The organism is Xanthomonas sp. 3075, from assembly GCF_014197275.1.
In the GTDB taxonomy this organism is placed as follows: domain Bacteria; phylum Pseudomonadota; class Gammaproteobacteria; order Xanthomonadales; family Xanthomonadaceae; genus Xanthomonas; species Xanthomonas campestris_B.
The window spans coordinates 21,132-39,919 of sequence record NZ_JACIFI010000007.1; the positions used below are offsets into that span (position 1 = coordinate 21,132).

The window sequence follows — 18,788 nt, forward strand, 5'->3', positions numbered from 1 at the left end:
CAATAGGATCGTTCGCACTCCATGACCGAGCCAAACCTGGATCTGGGCGTCATCGGCAACTGCAGTTTTGGGGCATTGGTCGATCGACAGGCACGTGTGGTGTGGAGTTGCCTGCCGGCCTTCGACGGCGACCCGGCGTTCTGTTCGCTGCTCTCGCCCAAGGGCGAAGGCGGCGACTTCGCCGTGGAGCTGGAAGACTTCGCCAGCAGCGAGCAACACTACCTGCCCAATACCGCCGTGTTGCGCACGGTGTTGCGCGACAGCCACGGCGGTGAAGTGGAAGTCATCGACTTCGCACCGCGCTGGCGCAATAACGCGCGTTTCTATCGGCCGGTGAGCATCATCCGCCAGATCCGTCCGCTGGCCGGCAACCCGCGCATCATCGTGCGCGCGCGCCCGCTGGCCGACTGGGGTGGCCGCACGCCGGAAACCACCTGGGGCAGCAATCACATCCGCTGGGTGCTGCCCGAGTTCACGCTGCGCCTGACCACCGACGTGCCGGTACGCTTCGTGCGCGACGGCCTGCCGTTCGTACTCAGCCACCCGGTGAGCCTGGTGCTGGGCGTGGACGAATCGCTGACCCGCTCGCTCACCGGTTACGTGCAGGAAGCGCAGGAACGCACCGAGGAATACTGGCGCGAATGGGTGCGCTATCTGTCGATTCCACTCGACTGGCAAGAGGCGGTGATCCGCAGCGCGATCACTCTCAAGCTATGCCAGTACGAGGACAGCGGCGCGATCATCGCGGCGATGACCACCTCGATCCCGGAAGCGCCCAACACCCCGCGCAACTGGGATTACCGCTATTGCTGGCTGCGCGATGCCGCATTCGTGGTGCGTGCGCTCAATCGCTTGGGCGCAACGCGCACGATGGAGCAATTCATCGGCTATATCTTCAATATCGCCACCACCGACGGCACCATGCAGCCGCTGTACGGCATCGGCTTCGAGTCGCAGCTGGAAGAGCACGAAGTCGACACGATGGACGGCTATCGCGGCATGGGTCCGGTGCGGCGCGGCAATCTGGCCTGGATCCAGCAGCAGCACGATGTCTACGGCAGCGTGGTGCTGGCCTCCACGCAGTTGTTCTTCGACCTGCGCCTGAAGGATCAGGGCGACGCCGACACCTTCCGTCGCCTGGAACCGTTGGGCGAGCGCGCCTTCGCGCTGCACAACGTGCCCGATGCCGGCCTGTGGGAATTCCGCGGTCGCGCCGAAGTGCATACCTACACCGCCGCGATGTGCTGGGCCGCCTGCGATCGCCTGTCCAAGATCGCCGAACGGCTCGCGCTGGACGATCGCAGGGCCTACTGGCTCGAACGCGCCGACACCATCCGCGAGCGCGTGTTGAACGACGCCTGGAGCGACGAACACGGCCATTTCACCGATACGCTCGGTGGACATCGCCTGGACGCCTCGCTGCTGTTGCTGGCCGACATCGGCATCGTCGCCAACGACGACAGTCGCTTCGTGCGCACCGTCGAAGCGGTCGGCCGCGTGCTCAAACACGGCGATGCGCTGTACCGCTACATCGCACCGGATGACTTCGGCGAGCCGGAAACCAGCTTCACCATCTGCACGTTCTGGTACATCGATGCACTGGCCGCGATCGGCCGCAAGGAGGAAGCGCGTGAGATGTTCGAGCGTATCCTCTCGCGCCGTAATCACCTCGGCTTGCTGTCGGAAGACCTATCGTTCGAAGACGGCGAAGCCTGGGGGAATTTCCCCCAGACCTATTCGCACGTTGGGCTGATCATTGCGGCAATGCGCTTGTCGCGGAGCTGGCAGGAGGCGTCATGAGTCGTTTGGTGGTGGTATCCAACCGCGTTGCAGTGCCCGGTGAAAACCGTGCCGGCGGCCTGGCGGTTGGCTTGTTGGCTGCGCTCAAGGAGCGCGGCGGTGTGTGGTTCGGCTGGAGCGGCAAGACCGTGCGCGGCGACAGCGGCGGCATGCACGAGCAGACCGAGGGCGACATCAAGTTCGTCACCATGGACCTCAACAAGCGCGACATCGATTCGTACTACAACGGCTTCGCCAACCGCACGCTATGGCCGCTGCTGCACTTCCGTCTGGACCTGGTCGATTACGACCGCGCCACCCGCGAAGGCTATATGCGCGTCAATCGGCTGTTCGCCGAAAAGCTGGCGCCGTTGTTGAAGGACAGCGACACGCTGTGGATCCACGATTACCACATGATCCCGCTGGGCGCGATGCTGCGCGAGATGGGCGTGGGCTGCAAGATGGGTTTCTTCCTGCACGTGCCGATGCCCTCGGCCGACCTGATGCAGGCCATGCCCGACCACGCGCGCCTGTTCAGCACCTTCTATGCCTACGACCTGGTCGGCTTCCAGACCCAACGCGACGCCGAACGTTTCAAGGCCTATGTCCGCCTGTTCGGTGGCGGGCGGGTTCTGGAAGGCGACATCGTCGAAGGCCCCGGCGGGCGTCGCTTCAGTGCGGCCGCCTTCCCAATCGGCATCGATACCGAGTTGATCGCCAACCAGGCGAAAGCCTCGGTCGGCAAGCAGGCAGTACGCGACCTGCGCGAAAGCCTGCGCGGCCGCCAATTGGCGATCGGCGTGGACCGGCTGGATTATTCCAAGGGGCTGCCAGAGCGGTTTCAGGGATTCGAGCGCTATCTGGAACGCTACCCCGATCAATCCGGCAGCCTGACCTACCTGCAGATCGCGCCGGTGTCGCGCGGCGACGTCAACGAGTATCGCCAGTTGCGCGGGCAGCTGGAGCAGATCGCCGGCCACATCAATGGCGGCCATGCAGAGCCCGACTGGACCCCGCTGCGCTACGTCAATCAGAACTTCAGCCATGCGACGCTGACCGGCTTTTATCGCGCCGCCTCGGTGGGCTTGGTCACGCCGTTGCGCGATGGCATGAACCTGGTCGCCAAGGAATTCGTGGCGGCGCAGGATCCGGAAAATCCGGGCGTCCTGGTGCTGTCGTTGCTGGCCGGTGCCGCCGACGAAATGAAAGAGGCGCTGCTGGTCAATCCGCACGATCTGGATGGCGTGGCCGACGCGATCGCCACCGCGGCAAGCATGCCGCTGGCTACGCGCATCGAGCGCTGGCGGGCGATGATGGATCATCTGCGCAAGAACAACATCAATCACTGGCGTCAGCGCTATCTGCAGGCGCTGGCGGATATCTGAACCTGTTTTCCCCGAGCTGATAGCACCACGCGACTAGCGCACAGATGCGCCGCACACTGGCAGCGCCTCCCTTCTCCCATCGGGAGAAGGGGCCCGACGGGCGGATGAGGATACGCTTGCAGGTGGCACTGCAACGGTGCTGCTCTTGCGAATTCCAAAATCCCGAATCCCCACTCCCACCCCAAGAGCCTCGACGCCTTCAGGCGCGGGTGACGACAGCGACTGCGACGCGCGTGCCGCCGGGACGCGCTGTCAGTGCCCGCGCAAGCCCAGCCGGATCGCAGCTCGCATTGCGGATTCGGGCGATTCCAACGCTGCAGATGCACAGCCTGGAACGCTGGTTCTCATTCCGTCACGGACACGCGCGTGGTTGAGGTCTAAAATGTGCACATGATTAGCGCAGAGGGACCCTGGGAGGGGCTGCGCGTTCATATCCAGACGTTCTTGATTAGATCGGGGCCGCTCCTTGCCAGCCCGTGATCTTGCTCCCTCCACGACTCGCCACCGCTTGCTGGTGCCTGGGTCCTTCCTGACATCTCAAAATGACTGATCAATCCTCAAAACGTGGGCTAGGCACCTGGTTGCTGGTGGCCTATGCGGTGGTGATCGCCGTGCTCGGTGCGGTGCTCGCCTACGAAGGCGGCCGCCTGGTCGCCGTCGGCGGTTCCTGGTACTACGTGCTGGCCGGCATCGGCATGTTCCTGGCCGGCGTGTTGCTGACGCTGGGCAAACGCGCCGGCCTGTGGCTGTTTGGCGCCACGCTGGCGGCCACCATTGCGTGGGCGCTGTGGGAAGTGGGCCTGGATGGCTGGGCCCTGGTGCCGCGTCTGGCCTGGATATCGGTGCTGGGTCTGCTGCTGCTGCCGTTCTGGGGCGTGGCACGTCGGCGCATGCAGCCGCTGTCGGGACTTGGGTATGCGGTGGTGACCGGCGTGCTGCCGATCCTGGGCGCCGCCCTGATCCTGTGGCCGTTGCTGGTCCCGCGCAATGTGGAACTGGCCGACGCATCCAAACTGCCGGCCGATAACGCCAGCCCGTTCAGCCGCGCCATCGTGCCAAGCCCGGACGGCAACGTCGCGGCCAACCACGACGCCAGCAACTGGACGTCCTACGCCGGTTCCAACCTGTCCAACCACTACACCCCCGGTGCACAAATCACCCCGGACAACGCCAAGCAACTCAAGGTGGCCTGGGAATTCCACACCGGCGACCTCAAGCCGGCCGGTTCCAAGCTGGGCTATGCCTTCCAGAACACCCCGCTCAAGGTCGGCGACCTGCTCTACATCTGCACCCCGACCCAGAAGGTGATCGCGGTGGAAGCGGCCAACGGCAAGGAGCGCTGGCGCTTCGACCCGCAGACCAATCCGAAGGCGATGGCCGGCGTTGCCGCCACCACCTGCCGCGGCGTGTCGTACTACCAGGCGCCGGAAGGCACTGCCGAGTGCCCGACGCGGATCTTCTGGCCGATGGTCGATGGCCGCCTCGGCGCGCTGGATGCGCAGACCGGCAAGCTGTGCACCAGCTTCGGTAACAACGGCTTTGTCGACCTCAATGCCGGCACCGGCAACACCAAGCCGGGCTTCGTCGGCCCGACCTCGCCGCCGGTAGTGATGCGCGGCGTGGTGATCCAGCCCACCGGCCAGGTCCGCGACGGCCAGGAAGGCGATGCGCCCTCGGGCGTGGTGCGCGGCTTCGATGCCCTCACCGGCCAGCTGCGCTGGGCGTGGGATCTGGGCAACCCGGCGATCACCGCCGAGCCGCCGGCCGGGCAGACCTATACCCGCTCCACCCCGAACGTGTGGTCGCTGATGGCCGCCGACGACGAGCTGGGCCTGGTCTATCTGCCCACCGGCAATGCGTCCGGCGATTTCTTCGGCAAGGGTCGTACCTCGCAGGATGAGGAATACACCGCCTCGCTGGTTGCCGTGGATGCGGCCACCGGCAAGGAGCGTTGGCACTTCCGTACCGTCAACCACGACCTGTGGGACTACGACATCGGCCCGCAGCCGAACCTGGTCGATTGGCCGGTCGCCGGCGGCGGCACCCGTCCTGCGGTGATCCAGGCCACCAAGTCCGGCCAGGTGTTCGTACTGGACCGTGCCACCGGCGCGCCGCTGATGCCGGTCAAGCAGATCGCCGTGCCGCAGGGCACCGATCATGGCGACTGGACCGCTGCCACCCAGCCGATCTCGCCGGGCATGCCCAATACCGTGGGCGCGCCGAGCCGCGAGTTCGAAACCATCGTCGAATCCGATGCCTGGGGCATGACCCCGTTCGACCAGCTGGCCTGCCGGATCCAGTTCAAGCAGCTGCGCTACGAAGGCATGTTCACCCCGCCCACGCTGCAAGGTTCGCTGGCCTTCACCGGCAACCACGGCGGCATCAACTGGGGTGGCGTGTCGGTCGATCTGCAGCGCGGCATCATGGTGATGAACAGCAATCGCCTGCCCTACACCTTGCAGGTCTATACCCGCGAGAAAATGAACGCGCTGGGTGTGGTGTCGGTGTTCGACGGCAAGAGCAAGACGCCCGGGTACATGGCGCAGAAGGGCCTGGCCTACGGCGCGCGCAAGGAGCCGTGGATGTCGCCGCTCAACACCCCGTGCATCGCCCCGCCGTGGGGCTACATCTCCGGCGTGGATCTGCGCACGCAGCAGGTGCTATGGCGCCGTCCGCTGGGCACCGGTTACGACCAGGGCCCGATGGGCGTTCCGTCCAAGACCAAGTTCGAGATCGGCACGCCCAACAACAGCGGCTCGTTGGCCACCGCTGGCGGCGTGACCTTCATCGGCGCATCGCTGGACGACTTCATGCGCGGCTTCGACACCCGCACCGGCAAGCAGGTCTGGGAGACCCGCGTCCCGGCCGGCCCGCAGGCTGCTCCGATGAGCTACACCATCAACGGCAAGCAGTACATCGTGGCCGCAGTGGGTGGACACGACCGCATGGAAACCAAGTCGGGCGACAGCGTGATCGCCTGGGCGTTGCCCGACGACGCGCAAGCCACGCCGGCCAAGTAAGCCGGACGAACGCGGCCGGCAGCGGCAAGCACGCATGCACGGTGTGCTTGCGGCCTGCCGCTCACGTCGATCGGACGGCCGCTCGCCGGACGCCGTCGGCCACGCTCGACCCGCCCTGCGTCAGGGATGCAAGACCATACCGGCCGTCGCAAGACGGCCGGTTTTTTTGTGCGTGGGTCGCCGACCAACACCGACGATTGAACGCATTGCGGGGCCACCGGCCGGCGAACGCTGCGCGACCGCCTCCGCGCGTCTGGCCGACCGGCTTGCGAAAAAACAGACCCAGACACGGACGCACGCCACGCACCCCGTGGCTGGTTCGATCCCAGGCTGCCGTTCGATGGACCGGCGCGGACGATTGCCGTCCAATCTTCACGTAAAACTTACAATCAATGGCCAAGTTCCGTCCTCGCGATGCCCCTAACGCCTCCCACCAACCAGACTGAAAACGCTTCCAAATCAATTACATCGGCATTTTGCTTACTCATCGCTCAGATTCCGACGAACGGTGATTTCACGCCGTCATGATTCGGACTCAGCCGCCGATATCCCCAATGCAGCCACAACTGCCGGAACCGCCCCACTCCAGATCACCTCGTCGGACTCAGCCTATGTCGCCTTTACACGATGCCCCTGCTTCCCGCCGGCCCGCCGGTCGGAACGCTCCGCGCACCAGCACGACTGCATGGCTGCCTGCCGCCGCACAGATCGGGCTGCTGACCGTGCTGACGCTCTACGCCGCCACGCTGATGCCCGGTGGCTTCTGGAGCGGGCTGGGACGTTTGCTGCCGGCTCTGCTGGTACTGGGCCTGGCGAGCGCCGGACTGTGGTGGTGGTCGCGCCGCAGCAACGCCGCGCAATTGCAGACGGCGGTCAGCACGGTCGTGGCGATGGGTGACGAACGCTTCCAGCGTGTGGATCTGCGCAACGCCTCCGGCGAGTTCGCACCATTGCTGCACGCCTTGCAGAACACCCAGGACAAGCTGGCCATCCGCATCGACGTGATGGAACAGGGCCTGCGCCATGGTCAATTCGTGATCAAGGCACTCGACGATCTGGACACCATGATCCGCATCGCCGATGACGATGGCCAGGTGCTGTTCGCCAATCGCAAACTGCTCAAGATGCTCAAGCTGATCGAGCCGGATGTGCAGAGTTTCCGCCCCGGCTTCCGGGCCGAAGGCTTTGTCGGCGGCAGCATCGGCGACATCTATCCGGACAGCCAGGCTGCGATCGACCGCATGCGCGCGTTGACCGCCTCCAAGGCCGTGCGCGCGCCGTTCTTCGGCCGCCAGATCGACTTCGTCTACAGCCCGATCATCGCCGCCGACGGCACCCGGCTGGGCAACATCGCGCAGTGGATGGACGTCACCGCGCAGGTCAAGGCCGAGCAGGCGTTGATCCAGATCATCGATGACGCGGCGGCAGGCGATTTCAGCCACCGCATGCAGATCGACGGCATGGACGGAGTGCTGCTGTCGCTGGCGCAGGGCATCAACCGCATCTACGACTCGGTGGAAACGCATCTGGCCGCGTTGGAACGCGTGATCGGCGCGCTGGCCGAGGGCGACCTCACCCAACGCGTGGACGGCGAGGCACGCGGCATCTTCGCGCGTCTGCGCGACGACACCAATCAGACCGTGACGCGCCTGACCGAGATCATCGGCGGCATCCAGACCGCCTCGGACACGATCCGCAGCGCGGCGGTGGAAATCGCCGCCGGCAATACCGATCTGTCCGGGCGTACCGAGCAACAGGCGGCCAATCTGAAAGAAGCCGCCAGCGCGATGGAAGAACTCACTTCCACGGTGAAACAGAACGCAGAAAGCGCGCTGCATGCCAACCGCCTGGTGGCGGGCACCGGCGACGTCGCCCACAACGGCGGCCAGGTGATGGACGAGGTGGTCGCCACCATGAGCCAGATCAGCACCGCATCGCGCAAGATCGGCGAAATCATCGGCGTCATCGACAGCATCGCGTTCCAGACCAATATCCTTGCGCTCAACGCCGCAGTGGAAGCCGCACGCGCGGGCGAACAGGGCCGTGGCTTTGCGGTTGTGGCCTCGGAAGTGCGGGCGCTGGCGCGGCGCTCGGCCGACGCAGCCAAGGAGATCAAGACGCTGATCGCCGATTCCACCGACAAGGTGGAACTGGGTTCGGGCCTGGTGCACCGCGCTGGCGCGACCATGCGCGAGATCGTCGGTTCGGTCAAACACGTCACCGACATCATGGGCGAGATCACCTCGGCCAGCGCCGAGCAATCCAGCGGTATCGAACAGGTCAACCGCACCGTCGCGCAGCTGGATGAAGTCACCCAACGCAATGCGACGCTGGTGGAAGAAGGCACTGCAGCGGCGCGTAGCCTGGAAGAACAGGCGATGGAACTGGCCGATGCCGTGGCGATCTTCCGCCTGCAGTCTGCCCGGAGCGGCCCCTCCCAGGTGGCGCATGCACGGTTTGCGCATGCGGCTGCGTGATTCGCGCAGCGCATGAAGCAATGCACTGACCACGCGTGATCGATCGCACCCCAGCATCCAGTGGGGTGCGATCAGGTTCACCTGGCGCGCGCCAGCGAATCCTTTCAATCACTAGCGAGCGATGCGAACCTACCCCAGGGACCGTCGCTGTCGGCGACGGTTCGCGCGTCTTCGCCTGAGGCGACGGCAATGGCGATTGCTGCGGTGATGACCGCTGTGTCGCGGCCATGCTGGCTTCAGCACGCGGACGACGACGCGTTATCGATGATGCCGGTCGCGCCCAGGAGCGCACTCATACCTATGGCATCGACTTCAGCAGCTGCAGCTGGCACTGATCGGCGTGAGCGGCGTGATTATTTCAACGCGCAAGCGCCTGGCTGTGCGCGTACTGGATGCCGATCTTCCGCACGCGCGCGCAACTGCCGGCCAGGCAGCAACGCGGTTGACGGTGCTCACTCCAGAAATCGCGCGCGCTGTTCGGGCGTGGGCAGCATGCAGTGCTCGCTGCGGCCGAACCACCGATAGCGATTGCGTGCGATCCGTCGATAGCCGATGTCGCGCACGCGACGTGGCACCACCCGCAGCACACCGGCCAGCCGCCACAGGCCGCCCAGGCCCGCCAGCACCCGCACGATCGCGTCGCTGTCGGTCCATGCACCACTGGCATCCACCAGCAGGAACGACAACGGATCGTCCGGATCCAGACCGTGGTGCTGCAACAGCGCACGCCCGGCCTCGCCTTGCATGGCGGCGAAGCGATAACGCCCGCGCCGGTCGTGCTTCAGCAGAAACTTGACCCAGCCATTGCACAGCAGGCACACGCCATCGAACACGATGGTCGCGGGCGCAACATGTGGCGCGGCACTGGGTGGCTCACTGCGGTTCAAGCCAGCCCTCGTAGCGAATGAACGGACCCACCAGCGGCAAATACACATCGACCAGGAAGGCGTAGCGGCCGCTGTCGGCATGCTCACGACACCGCACCTGGTCGAACCAACGCGCCGGCAGCGGCAGCCAACCGAAGGCCCACACGCGTGTGGCTTGCCAGTACAACGACTGCGCATCGGCCCGCAGCGCGAACTCGAAGCGCACCGCGCCGAGGTGTTCGCGCAGACCGTTGCCCGCTCGCCACATCCGCGAATCCATCGGCACACCGCCGAACCGCCGCTGCCAACGCTCGCCGCGCGCATCGACCACAAACGTCACCGCGACATCCACCTCGCCGCTACGCGGCAACCGGCTCAGCAGCGCCAACAACGGCACCAAGGGATGCCGGCCGCGCTGGATGCGCGCCCAACCGGCAAAGGTCTGCCGTTGTTGCACCGAATGCAGCGCGCGTACCGGCGCAGGCAATTGCGCGAATGCGTCCGCCCCCAGCAGCTGCGCGAACAGCGGCGTGCTCAGGGCGCGATCCAGGCCAGCGTGGCCATGCGTCCGCTGCGACGATCGCGGCGATGCGAAAAGAAGCGTTGCGGGTCGGAAATGGTGCACAGGCCGCCGCCATGAATCGCACTGGCCGCTACACCGGCCTGCTGCAAGCGCTGCCGTGCCAGCGCGTACAGATCCACCCGCCAATGCCCCGGACGCGTCGCGACAAACGCGTGCCGCGCCTGCGCATCGTGCCCGACGAAGGCGGTGAACACGTCCTCGCCGATTTCATACACTTGCGGCCCCGCCGCCGGCCCCAGCCACGCCATCAGCTGCTGTGGCGGCGTGCGCATCGCCGCGACACTGCGCTCCAGCATGCCATCGGCCAGACCGCGCCAACCGGCATGCGCGGCGGCGACTTCGCTGCCATCCACGGCAGCGAGCACCACCGGCAGGCAATCGGCGGTCAGGATCGCCAGCACCACACCTGGCACCGCCGTCACGGCCGCATCGGCAACCGGTTCCTGCGCAGCCGGCACCACGTCGTTCCCGTCATCCCGTTGCGTGCCGTCCGCCGCGGGCGGCGCATCGGCGCGCAGGACCTGCACGCCATGCACCTGCCGCAGCCAGTGCGGCGTACTGGGCAGCGCCAGCGCCTGGACCAGCAACGCCCGGTTGCGTTCCACCCGCTCGGGGATATCGCCGTCCGCACTGCCGCGGTTGCCGAGGTTGAGCGTGTCGAACGGTGCCAGTGATTCGCCCAGCCCGTAGCGCAGCGTGGTCAGCGCGTGGATGCGCGGCGGCGCGGGCCAGTCGGCCGGCAGGAGGAAGGGCGCGGCCACTGTCACCTCAGCGGCGTGCCAACTCGGCCGCGCGCGCACTGTCTTCGCGCAATGCCGTCATCAGCCGCTGCAGGTCGGCCGGCACCGGCGCGCTGGCGCGCACCGGCTCGCCGCTGACCGGATGCAGGAATTCCAGCGTTTCGGCATGCAGCGCCTGGCGCTTGAAGGTGCGCAGCTCGTGCACCAGTTCGTCGGTGGCGCCCTTGGGTAGCTTGAGCGCGCCACCGTACAGCGGGTCGCCGACGATCGGCGACTTCAGGTGCGCCATGTGCACGCGGATCTGATGGGTGCGCCCGGTTTCCAGGCGGCATTCCAGCGCGGTGTGCGCGCGGAAACGCTCGCGCAGGCGGTAATGGGTGACCGCATCGCGGCCGTCGTCGCGCACCGCCATCTTCAGGCGATCGCGCGGGTGGCGGTCGATCGGCGCATTGGCGGTGCCGCCGGACACCAGCGCGCCGACCACCACCGCCAGATACTGGCGATGCACATCGCGCGCGGACAATTGTTCCACCAACGCGGTCTGGGCCTGCAGCGTGCGCGCCACCACCATGACGCCGCTGGTGTCCTTGTCCAGGCGATGCACCACCCCGGCGCGCGGCACCGCCGACAGCGCCGGGTCGCGGAACAGCAAGGCGTTGACCAGGGTACCGTCCGGATTGCCGGCGCCCGGGTGCACCACCAGGCCGGCCGGCTTGTCGATCACCAGCACCTGGTCGTCCTCGTACAACACGTTCAGCGGGATGTCCTGCGGCGCGGCATGGGTCTGGGTTTCCAGCACCACCTGCACTTGCACGCTCTCGCCGCCGCGCAAGGTGTCGCGCGGGCGCGCCATTTCGCCGTCCAGCAGCGCATCGCCGGACTTGATCCACTCCGACAGCCGCGAGCGTGAAAATTCGGGGAACAGCTCGGCCAGCACCGCGTCGAAGCGGCGCCCTGCGGCGTTGTCGGGCACGATGGCCTGGCGGAGGGACGGGTCGAGGGGTTCGGCAGATGGGTCGGACATGGACACAGGCACTCAGGCAAAAGCGGGAATTTGGGGGTCCGGGCGGCGGGAGTCAGTCGCCGGACAGGCCACTAGGCTATCATCGCGCTCTCGTTTTCCTGATGCGTCCTGCCCAGACCCATGATCCGACGGTCCACGTTTTCCGCGCCTGTGCGCCTTATTGCCCTCATGCTGGTCATGGCGTTCGTCGTCACCGGCTGCCATCGCGGTGCCAAGAAGAACCCGGACGAGGGCATGCCGGTCGAGCAGCTTTACGGCAAAAGCCACGGTCTGATGGAGAAAGGCAACTGGGCTGGCGCCGAAGCCAGCTACAAGCGCCTGATCGCCCAGTACCCGTACGGCCCGTACACCGAGCAGGCGATGATCGAAAGCGCCTACGCCCAGTACAAGGCCGGCAAGCACGACGATACGGTGTCCAGCGTCGACCGCTTCATCCGTACTTATCCGACCCATCGCAACATCGCGTACCTGTACTACCTGCGCGGGCTGGCCAACAGCAACCGCGACACGGTGTTCCTGCGCCGCGTGTGGTCGCTGGACCCGAGCCGTCGCGACCTGTCCTCGCCACAGCAGGCCTACAACGATTTCAATACGGTCACCGACCGCTATCCGAACAGCCGTTATGCCGCCGATGCGCGCAAGCGGATGATCGAGCTGCGCGACATCTTCGCCCAGCACGAACTGGACAACGCGCTGTACTACCTGCGCCGCGACGCCTGGGTATCGGCAGCGGGCCGTGCCAACTACCTGCTGGAAACCTATCCGCAGAGCGCCTTCCAGTACGACGCGATCGCCGTGCTGGCCGAGGCCTACACGCACCTGGGTAACAAGACGCTGGCCGCAGACGCACGCCGCGTGCTGGAACTCAACGATCCCAATCACCCGTGGCTGACCGGCAACTGGCCGAAGTATCCGTGGGCAGTGCGCAAGCTCAATCCGTTTGCTGGCGAAAAATCCGCCGCGACCGGTCAGCACAATGCGCAGATGAGCCGCGACTGAGTCCGCAGCGACAGATGCATACCGAAGGGGCCGCAAGGCCCCTTTCTTATTGCCGCATGTCTGGTTGCAGCAGGCAGACCTAAGCCGGGGGCAGCGGCGATTTCACCGCAGTGCCCGGCAGTGCCGGCAGCGCCGGCCCGGCAGACCCGCCAGTCTGCGGGCGCATTGCAGGCCACTGCAAGGAACCGGCACCAAGTCACCGAACGGCGCGGACGGGCTGCCTATACTCGCCGCAGAGCACGATCCGACTCCCTGCCGGCGCCAGCCAGGAAACCATATGTCCCGTTCCCCCGTCTCGCTCATGCTCGCCATGCTGGCGACGTTGCTGACCGCAACGGCCGCGCCCGCAGCGGCCGCGCCCATCGTCTACGGCGTCAACACGCACGACAATCGCCCCGGCTATGCCATGGCCCAGGCCGAGGCCCGCTTCCAGCTGCTGGCAGCGCGCAACCTGCGCAGCTACCGGTTCGACGTGGATCCGCGCGATTACGCAACGCTGGATGTGCTGGTCCCGCTGGCGCGCAAGTACGGCATCACGCTGCGCCCGATGGTCTACCCGATGTCGCGCGAAATCGGCTACCAGCTGGCACGTCGCTATGCGGCGGACATCAAGGTCTGGGAGATCGGCAACGAGCAGGATCTGGTCCGTGCCGAGGCCGATGCCCGCATCGCCGCGATGACCACGATGTATCTGGGCATGCGGCAGGCCTCCGACGAACTGGGCGCCGGCCTGCGCTTCACCATCAACATCACCGCCTGCAACAGCGACGACCGCAGCGCCAACGCACGCTGCCCGGGCGATCGCAATGGGTCGCTATGGTTTCTGGCCAAGGCCAAGGCGGCCGGCTTCAACTTCGACCACATCAGCTTCCACTACTACGCCTTCCACTACGATGCCGGCTACTGGACCGAGTTGTATCTGGGACAACTGCGCACCGCCGCGAAGACCTACAACACGCCGGTCTTCTTCAACGAGCTGAACTGCGCCGAGATCTACACCGGCAACACCACCGGCGGTAGCGAAGGCGATCGCGGTTGCTACGACAGCCTGGCGCAGCTGCTACGCAACGTGCGCGACAACTATGCCGACGTGGTGTCCGAAGTGAACGTCTACGAATTGCTGGATCAGACCACCATCCAGGGCGCGGAAGGCCATTTCGGCCTGATGTACGACCTGGCACGTCCGAAACCGACCCTGGACCTGCTCACCCGCTTCGCCCAGCAGCCGGCCACCACGGCGGCGGCCGATGCAGCGGGTTACTGACCGTAGTAGCCGTTGGTGATCGGATAGCGCCGCTCGCGACCGAACGCGCGCCGCGACACCTTCGGCCCCGGCGCGGCCTGGTGGCGCTTCCATTCGTTGAGCCGCACCAGCCGCAGCACGTGTTCGACCGTATCGGCCGCATAGCCGGCGGCGACGATGTCGTCGCGCGACTGCTCCTGGTCGACATAGCGATACAGAATCCCGTCCAGCACATCGTACGGCGGCAGCGAATCCTGATCGGTCTGGTTGTCGCGCAGCTCGGCCGAGGGCGGGCGCGAAATTACTGCCGGCGGAATCACCGGCGCGCCGCCGACGGTATTGCGCCACTTGGCCAGACCGAACACCTCCGTCTTGTACAGGTCCTTGAGCGGTGCGTAGCCGCCGCACATATCGCCGTAGATGGTGGCGTAGCCGACTGCGTATTCGCTCTTGTTGCCGGTGGTCAGCAGCAGCCCGCCAAACTTGTTGGACAGCGCCATCAGGATCACGCCCCGGCTGCGCGACTGCAGATTTTCTTCGGTGATATCCGGCTGGGTGCCCTCGAACATCGGCCCCAACGCGGCGAGCAAGCCTTCGAAGGCCGGCTCGATCGCGATGGTTTCCAGCTTCACGCCCATCGCGCGGCATTGCTCCTCGGCCAGATCGTTGGACAGGTTGGCCGTATAGCGCGAGGGCAGCCGCACCGCGGTGACGTTCTCGCCGCCCAGCGCATCGACCGCCATCGCCAGCACCAGCGCCGAATCGATACCGCCGGACAGGCCCAGCCAGACCTTGCCGAAGCCGTTCTTGCGGCAATAGTCCTTTAGCCCGCGCACCACCGCGCGCCAGGCCAGCGCGTCCATGCTCTCGTCGCCATCGTCCACCCACACCACCGGGGTGAAGCTGCGCTCGCCGGCGGCATAGTCCACCACCAGCCACTGGTCGACGAATGCGGCGGCAGCCGGATGCACGGTGCCGTCGCCATCGGCCACCACCGAGGCCCCGTCGAACACCAGCGCGTCCTGCCCGCCGACGACGTTGAGATAGGCAATCGCCGCCCCGCTCTCGCGGGTGCGCTCGGCCAGCAAGGCATCGCGCTGCGCATGCTTGCCGCGCTCGTAGGGCGAGGCATTGGGAACCAGCACCAGCTCGGCACCGGCCTGCACCGTCCTGGCCAGCGGCTCGGCAAACCACAGGTCTTCGCAGATCACCACACCCACCTGCACGCCCTTGACCGTGACCACGCAGGCCTCGCCATCCGGGTCCACGTCGAAATAGCGGCGCTCGTCGAACACCGCGTAGTTGGGCAATTCGCGCTTGCGATAGGTCGCTTCGATACGCCCGTCGCGCAACACGCTGGCCGCGTTATAGACCACGCTGCCGGCGCTCTGCGGCCAGCCGACCACCGCGACGATTCCGTGCGTGCTGGCCGCGATGCGCGCGAGCGCTTCTTCGCAATGGGCGAGAAATCCGGGCCGCAGCAGCAGGTCTTCCGGCGGATAACCGCTGATCGTCAGTTCGGAAAACAGCACGATGTCCGCCCCGAACTCGTCCCGTGCCGCCGCGATGAACGCGATGATGCGGTCGGTATTTTGCGCCACTGCGCCGACCGGGAAGTCGAACTGGGCCATGGCGATGCGGAGGGTCTGGGACATATCGGCAGCCTTTTGCGGATTCCTACCGAATGCCGGAAGGAGGAAGAGAAGAGTGGGCGACGCACAGACGTTGCGCAATCGCTTCACACACATCGTTGGTGCGCACCAGCACCTCATTATTCCAGAAGCGCAGCAGCTGGAAGCCCTCTCGGCGCAGGAAGGCCTCGCGCACTGCATCGGAGGACGCATCCAGGTGCTGGCTACCGTCAAGCTCGATGATCAGCGCGCAGTCCAGGCAAGCGAAATCGGCGATATACGGCCCAATGGGACATTGCCTGCGAAACTTGCATCCCAACAGGCGCCGATCACGCAGGTGGCACCAAAGCAAGCGCTCGGCAGCGGTCATCTCGCGCCGCAGCGTTTTTGCGAATCGGATTTTTTCGCCAGCGCGCATTGGACGCTATAGAGGTCTACGGGAGCTCACAGCTTGGGGTGGGGCATGTGCGCCCGCTATCGGCTGTGGTCGTTTGGTGGTGTAGGGGAAAGCGGCCCTCACCCCTACCCCTCTCCCGCAAGCGGGAGAGGGGAAATCAAGGCAAAAGCAGGCAGTAGAACTGCCTTAACTGCTCCTCGCTCTTTCCAGGCATCGCCCTGTCATCGAGAGGCTTCCTCTAATTCGGCCTCTGCGTCTGCTTTTGCCTCTGCTTTTGCCTCTGCTTTTGCCTTTGCCTCCGAGACTGTTTGTGCTTATGCCTCCCGCTTCTGCTTGTGGCTCTAACACCTCTGCTGGTTTTTGCTTTTGCTGTTGCTGTTGCTGTGTCCGCTGTATCGCTACAACACAAGCCACCGCTGCCACTCCCTTCTCCCGCGTGCGGGAGAAGGTGCCCGAAGGGCGGATGAGGGCAGCAAAACCAGCCCATAAAAAAGGCCACCCGAAGGTGGCCTCTCTCAACCCACACGCTTGCGCGCAGCGAGTGCTTACTTCACCAGCGCAGCGATCGCCGCACCCAGATCGCCCGGCGAACGGACGGTCTTGACGCCGGCCGCTTCCATCGCGGCGAACTTGCCTTCGGCGGTGCCCTTGCCGCCCGATGCGATCGCACCGGCGTGGCCCATGCGCTTGCCGGCCGGGGCCGAGGCACCGGCGATGAAGCCGACCACCGGCTTCTTCACGAACTGCTTGATGTACTCGGCACCGGCTTCCTCGGCGTCGCCGCCGATTTCGCCGACCATGATGATGCCTTCGGTCTGCGGGTCTTCGTTGAACAGCTTGAGGCAATCGACGAAGTTCAGGCCGTTGATCGGGTCGCCACCGATCCCGATGCAGGTGCTCTGGCCCAGACCCACTTCGGTGGTCTGCTTGACCGCTTCATAGGTCAGGGTGCCCGAACGCGACACGATGCCGATCTTGCCCGGCTTGTGGATGTGGCCCGGCATGATGCCGATCTTGCACTCGCCCGGGGTAATCACGCCGGGGCAGTTCGGCCCGATCAGCACGGTGTCCGGATGCGAGCGGGTCAGCACGTTCTTGACGCGCAGCATGTCCAGCACCGGGATGCCTTCGGTGATGCAGACGATGACCTTGATGCCGGCCGCAGCCGCCTCCAGGATCGCATCGGCCGCGTACGGCGGCGGCACGTAGATCACCGACGCATCGGCGCCGGTGCTCTGCACGGCATCGGCCACGGTGTTGAACACCGGCAGGTCGATATGGGTGGTGCCGCCCTTGCCCGGCGTCACGCCGCCGACGACCTGGGTGCCGTACTCGATCATCTGAGTGGCGTGGAAGGTGCCCTGCTGGCCGGTGAAGCCCTGCACGATCACCTTGGTGTTCTTGTTAATCAAAACGGACATGGATAGTTCCTTCGGTGTCGTGGATCAGGCGGCGTTCTTGACAGCTTCAACGACCTTCTTGGCACCGTCGTTGATGTTGTCGGCCGGGATGATGGCCATGCCGCTGTCGCGCAGCAGCTGCTTGCCTTCTTCCACGTTGGTGCCTTCCAGGCGCACCACGACCGGCACCTTGACGCCCACTTCCTTGACCGCGGCGATGATGCCTTCGGCGATCATGTCGCAGCGGACGATGCCGCCGAAGATGTTGACGAAGATGCCTTCGACCTTGTCCGAGGACAGGATCAGCTTGAACGCCTCGATGACGCGCTGCTTGTTGGCGCCGCCGCCCACGTCCAGGAAGTTCGCCGGCTCGCCGCCGTTGAGCTTGATGACGTCCATGGTGGCCATGGCCAGGCCTGCGCCGTTGACCATGCAGCCGATGTTGCCGTCCATGGTGACGTAGTTGATGTCCAGCTCCGACGCGGTCACTTCGGTTTCGTCTTCCTGCGTCTTGTCGCGCATGGCGATCAGCTGCTTCTGACGGAATGCGGCGTTGTCGTCGCTGTCGAACTTGCCGTCCAGCGCGTACAGGTTGCCGTCGTCCAGGATCGCCAGCGGGTTGATCTCAACCAGCGCCAGGTCCTTTTCGTTGAACAGGCGATACAGGTTCACCATGATGCTGGCGAACTGGCCGGCCTGCTTGGCATTCAGACCCAGCTTGAAGCCGAAATCGCGGCCGTGGTAACCCTGCACGCCCTCGACGAAGTCGACGTTGAGCGCGTGGATCAGCTCCGGCGTCTCGGCAGCGACCTGCTCGATCTCCACGCCGCCTTCGGACGAGGCGATATAGGTGATGGTCTTGGTGCCGCGATCGACCAGGATCGACAGGTAGAGCTCCTTGACGATCTCGCCGGCGGTGGTCACCAGCACCAGATTGATCGGCAGCTCGACGCCGGCGGTCTGGTAGGTGGACATCTTGGTGCCGAGCATCTTGGCCGCTGCGGCTTTCACATCGTCGGTGGTCTTGCAGAACTTGACGCCGCCAGCCTTGCCACGGCCGCCCGCGTGAATCTGCGCTTTCACCATCCAGGGGCCCTTGCCCAGGGAGTTGGCAACTTCAACCGCTTCGTCCGGGGTCGCCGCGACCTTGCCGGCCGGGACGGGGATGCCGTACTCGGCAAGCAGCTGTTTTGACTGGTATTCGTGGAAATTCATGCGTCACCGTGGGAAAAGGAAACGACCGC

Annotated in this window: 14 protein-coding genes; 6 read left to right on the forward strand and 8 right to left on the reverse strand. The window is 65.5% G+C overall.

Annotated features, from left to right (window positions below; genetic code table 11):
- Positions 1–21 precede the first annotated feature (21 nt).
- The 4 genes from GGR62_RS08355 (at position 22) to GGR62_RS08370 (ending at position 8,661) form a co-directional block, all read left to right on the forward strand.
- Positions 22–1,800: a glycoside hydrolase family 15 protein gene (locus tag GGR62_RS08355; protein ID WP_184407457.1), complete on the forward strand. Its 1,779-nt coding sequence runs from the start codon at positions 22–24 to the stop codon at positions 1,798–1,800.
- Entirely contained in the window at positions 1,797–3,164 is a 1,368-nt protein-coding gene (gene otsA / locus GGR62_RS08360; RefSeq protein ID WP_184407458.1) for an alpha,alpha-trehalose-phosphate synthase (UDP-forming), read from the forward strand. The genes GGR62_RS08355 and otsA overlap by 4 nt, the downstream gene beginning before the upstream one ends.
- Positions 3,165–3,745: 581 nt before the next feature.
- Positions 3,746–6,184 (forward strand): glucose/quinate/shikimate family membrane-bound PQQ-dependent dehydrogenase, encoded by a 2,439-nt coding sequence (locus GGR62_RS08365; protein WP_184407603.1) that lies wholly within the window; start codon positions 3,746–3,748, stop codon positions 6,182–6,184.
- A 611-nt stretch (positions 6,185–6,795) separates the two neighbouring features.
- Positions 6,796–8,661 (forward strand): methyl-accepting chemotaxis protein, encoded by a 1,866-nt coding sequence (locus GGR62_RS08370; RefSeq protein ID WP_184407459.1) that lies wholly within the window; start codon positions 6,796–6,798, stop codon positions 8,659–8,661.
- A gap of 452 nt (positions 8,662–9,113) precedes the next feature.
- Here the strand turns inward: GGR62_RS08370 and GGR62_RS08375 are convergent, their stop codons facing one another.
- From GGR62_RS08375 to rluD, 4 genes are read right to left on the reverse strand one after another with little or no spacing between them, the layout of a single operon-like run.
- Positions 9,114–9,548, reverse strand: coding sequence for a thiol-disulfide oxidoreductase DCC family protein (locus GGR62_RS08375; protein ID WP_260305684.1), 435 nt, complete (start codon positions 9,546–9,548; stop codon positions 9,114–9,116).
- Positions 9,535–10,041, reverse strand: a complete 507-nt coding sequence (locus GGR62_RS08380) for a DUF4166 domain-containing protein (RefSeq protein ID WP_184407604.1) — start codon at positions 10,039–10,041, stop codon at positions 9,535–9,537. Before GGR62_RS08380 ends, GGR62_RS08375 begins: the two co-directional genes overlap by 14 nt.
- A gap of 20 nt (positions 10,042–10,061) precedes the next feature.
- Positions 10,062–10,877, reverse strand: coding sequence for a peptidoglycan editing factor PgeF (pgeF, locus tag GGR62_RS08385; protein ID WP_184407461.1), 816 nt, complete (start codon positions 10,875–10,877; stop codon positions 10,062–10,064).
- 1 nt (position 10,878) lies between these two features.
- Complete coding sequence (gene rluD, locus GGR62_RS08390; protein WP_184407462.1) at positions 10,879–11,874, reverse strand: 23S rRNA pseudouridine(1911/1915/1917) synthase RluD; 996 nt, start codon at positions 11,872–11,874, stop codon at positions 10,879–10,881.
- A gap of 120 nt (positions 11,875–11,994) precedes the next feature.
- Between rluD and GGR62_RS08395 the strand changes: the two genes are divergently transcribed.
- Together GGR62_RS08395 and GGR62_RS08400 are read left to right on the forward strand one after the other, a co-directional pair.
- A complete protein-coding gene (locus GGR62_RS08395) occupies positions 11,995–12,873 on the forward strand; it encodes an outer membrane protein assembly factor BamD (protein WP_184407463.1) in 879 nt (292 codons plus the stop codon).
- Between the two features lie 277 nt (positions 12,874–13,150).
- A complete protein-coding gene (locus GGR62_RS08400; RefSeq protein WP_184407464.1) occupies positions 13,151–14,137 on the forward strand; it encodes a hypothetical protein in 987 nt (328 codons plus the stop codon).
- Here GGR62_RS08400 and GGR62_RS08405 read toward each other — a convergent pair.
- The 4 genes from GGR62_RS08405 to sucC all read right to left on the reverse strand — a co-directional run bounded on the left by GGR62_RS08405 (position 14,131) and on the right by sucC (position 18,759).
- Positions 14,131–15,771, reverse strand: a complete 1,641-nt coding sequence (locus GGR62_RS08405) for an NAD+ synthase (protein WP_184407465.1) — start codon at positions 15,769–15,771, stop codon at positions 14,131–14,133. The two genes, GGR62_RS08400 and GGR62_RS08405, sit on opposite strands and share 7 nt — an antisense overlap.
- Positions 15,772–15,793: 22 nt before the next feature.
- A complete protein-coding gene (locus tag GGR62_RS08410) occupies positions 15,794–16,165 on the reverse strand; it encodes a DUF559 domain-containing protein (RefSeq protein ID WP_184407466.1) in 372 nt (123 codons plus the stop codon).
- Between the two features lie 524 nt (positions 16,166–16,689).
- Positions 16,690–17,565, reverse strand: a complete 876-nt coding sequence (gene sucD, locus GGR62_RS08415) for a succinate--CoA ligase subunit alpha (protein WP_011038208.1) — start codon at positions 17,563–17,565, stop codon at positions 16,690–16,692.
- Positions 17,566–17,589: 24 nt separating this feature from the next.
- Entirely contained in the window at positions 17,590–18,759 is a 1,170-nt protein-coding gene (gene sucC / locus GGR62_RS08420; protein ID WP_005992833.1) for an ADP-forming succinate--CoA ligase subunit beta, read from the reverse strand.
- Positions 18,760–18,788 lie beyond the last annotated feature (29 nt).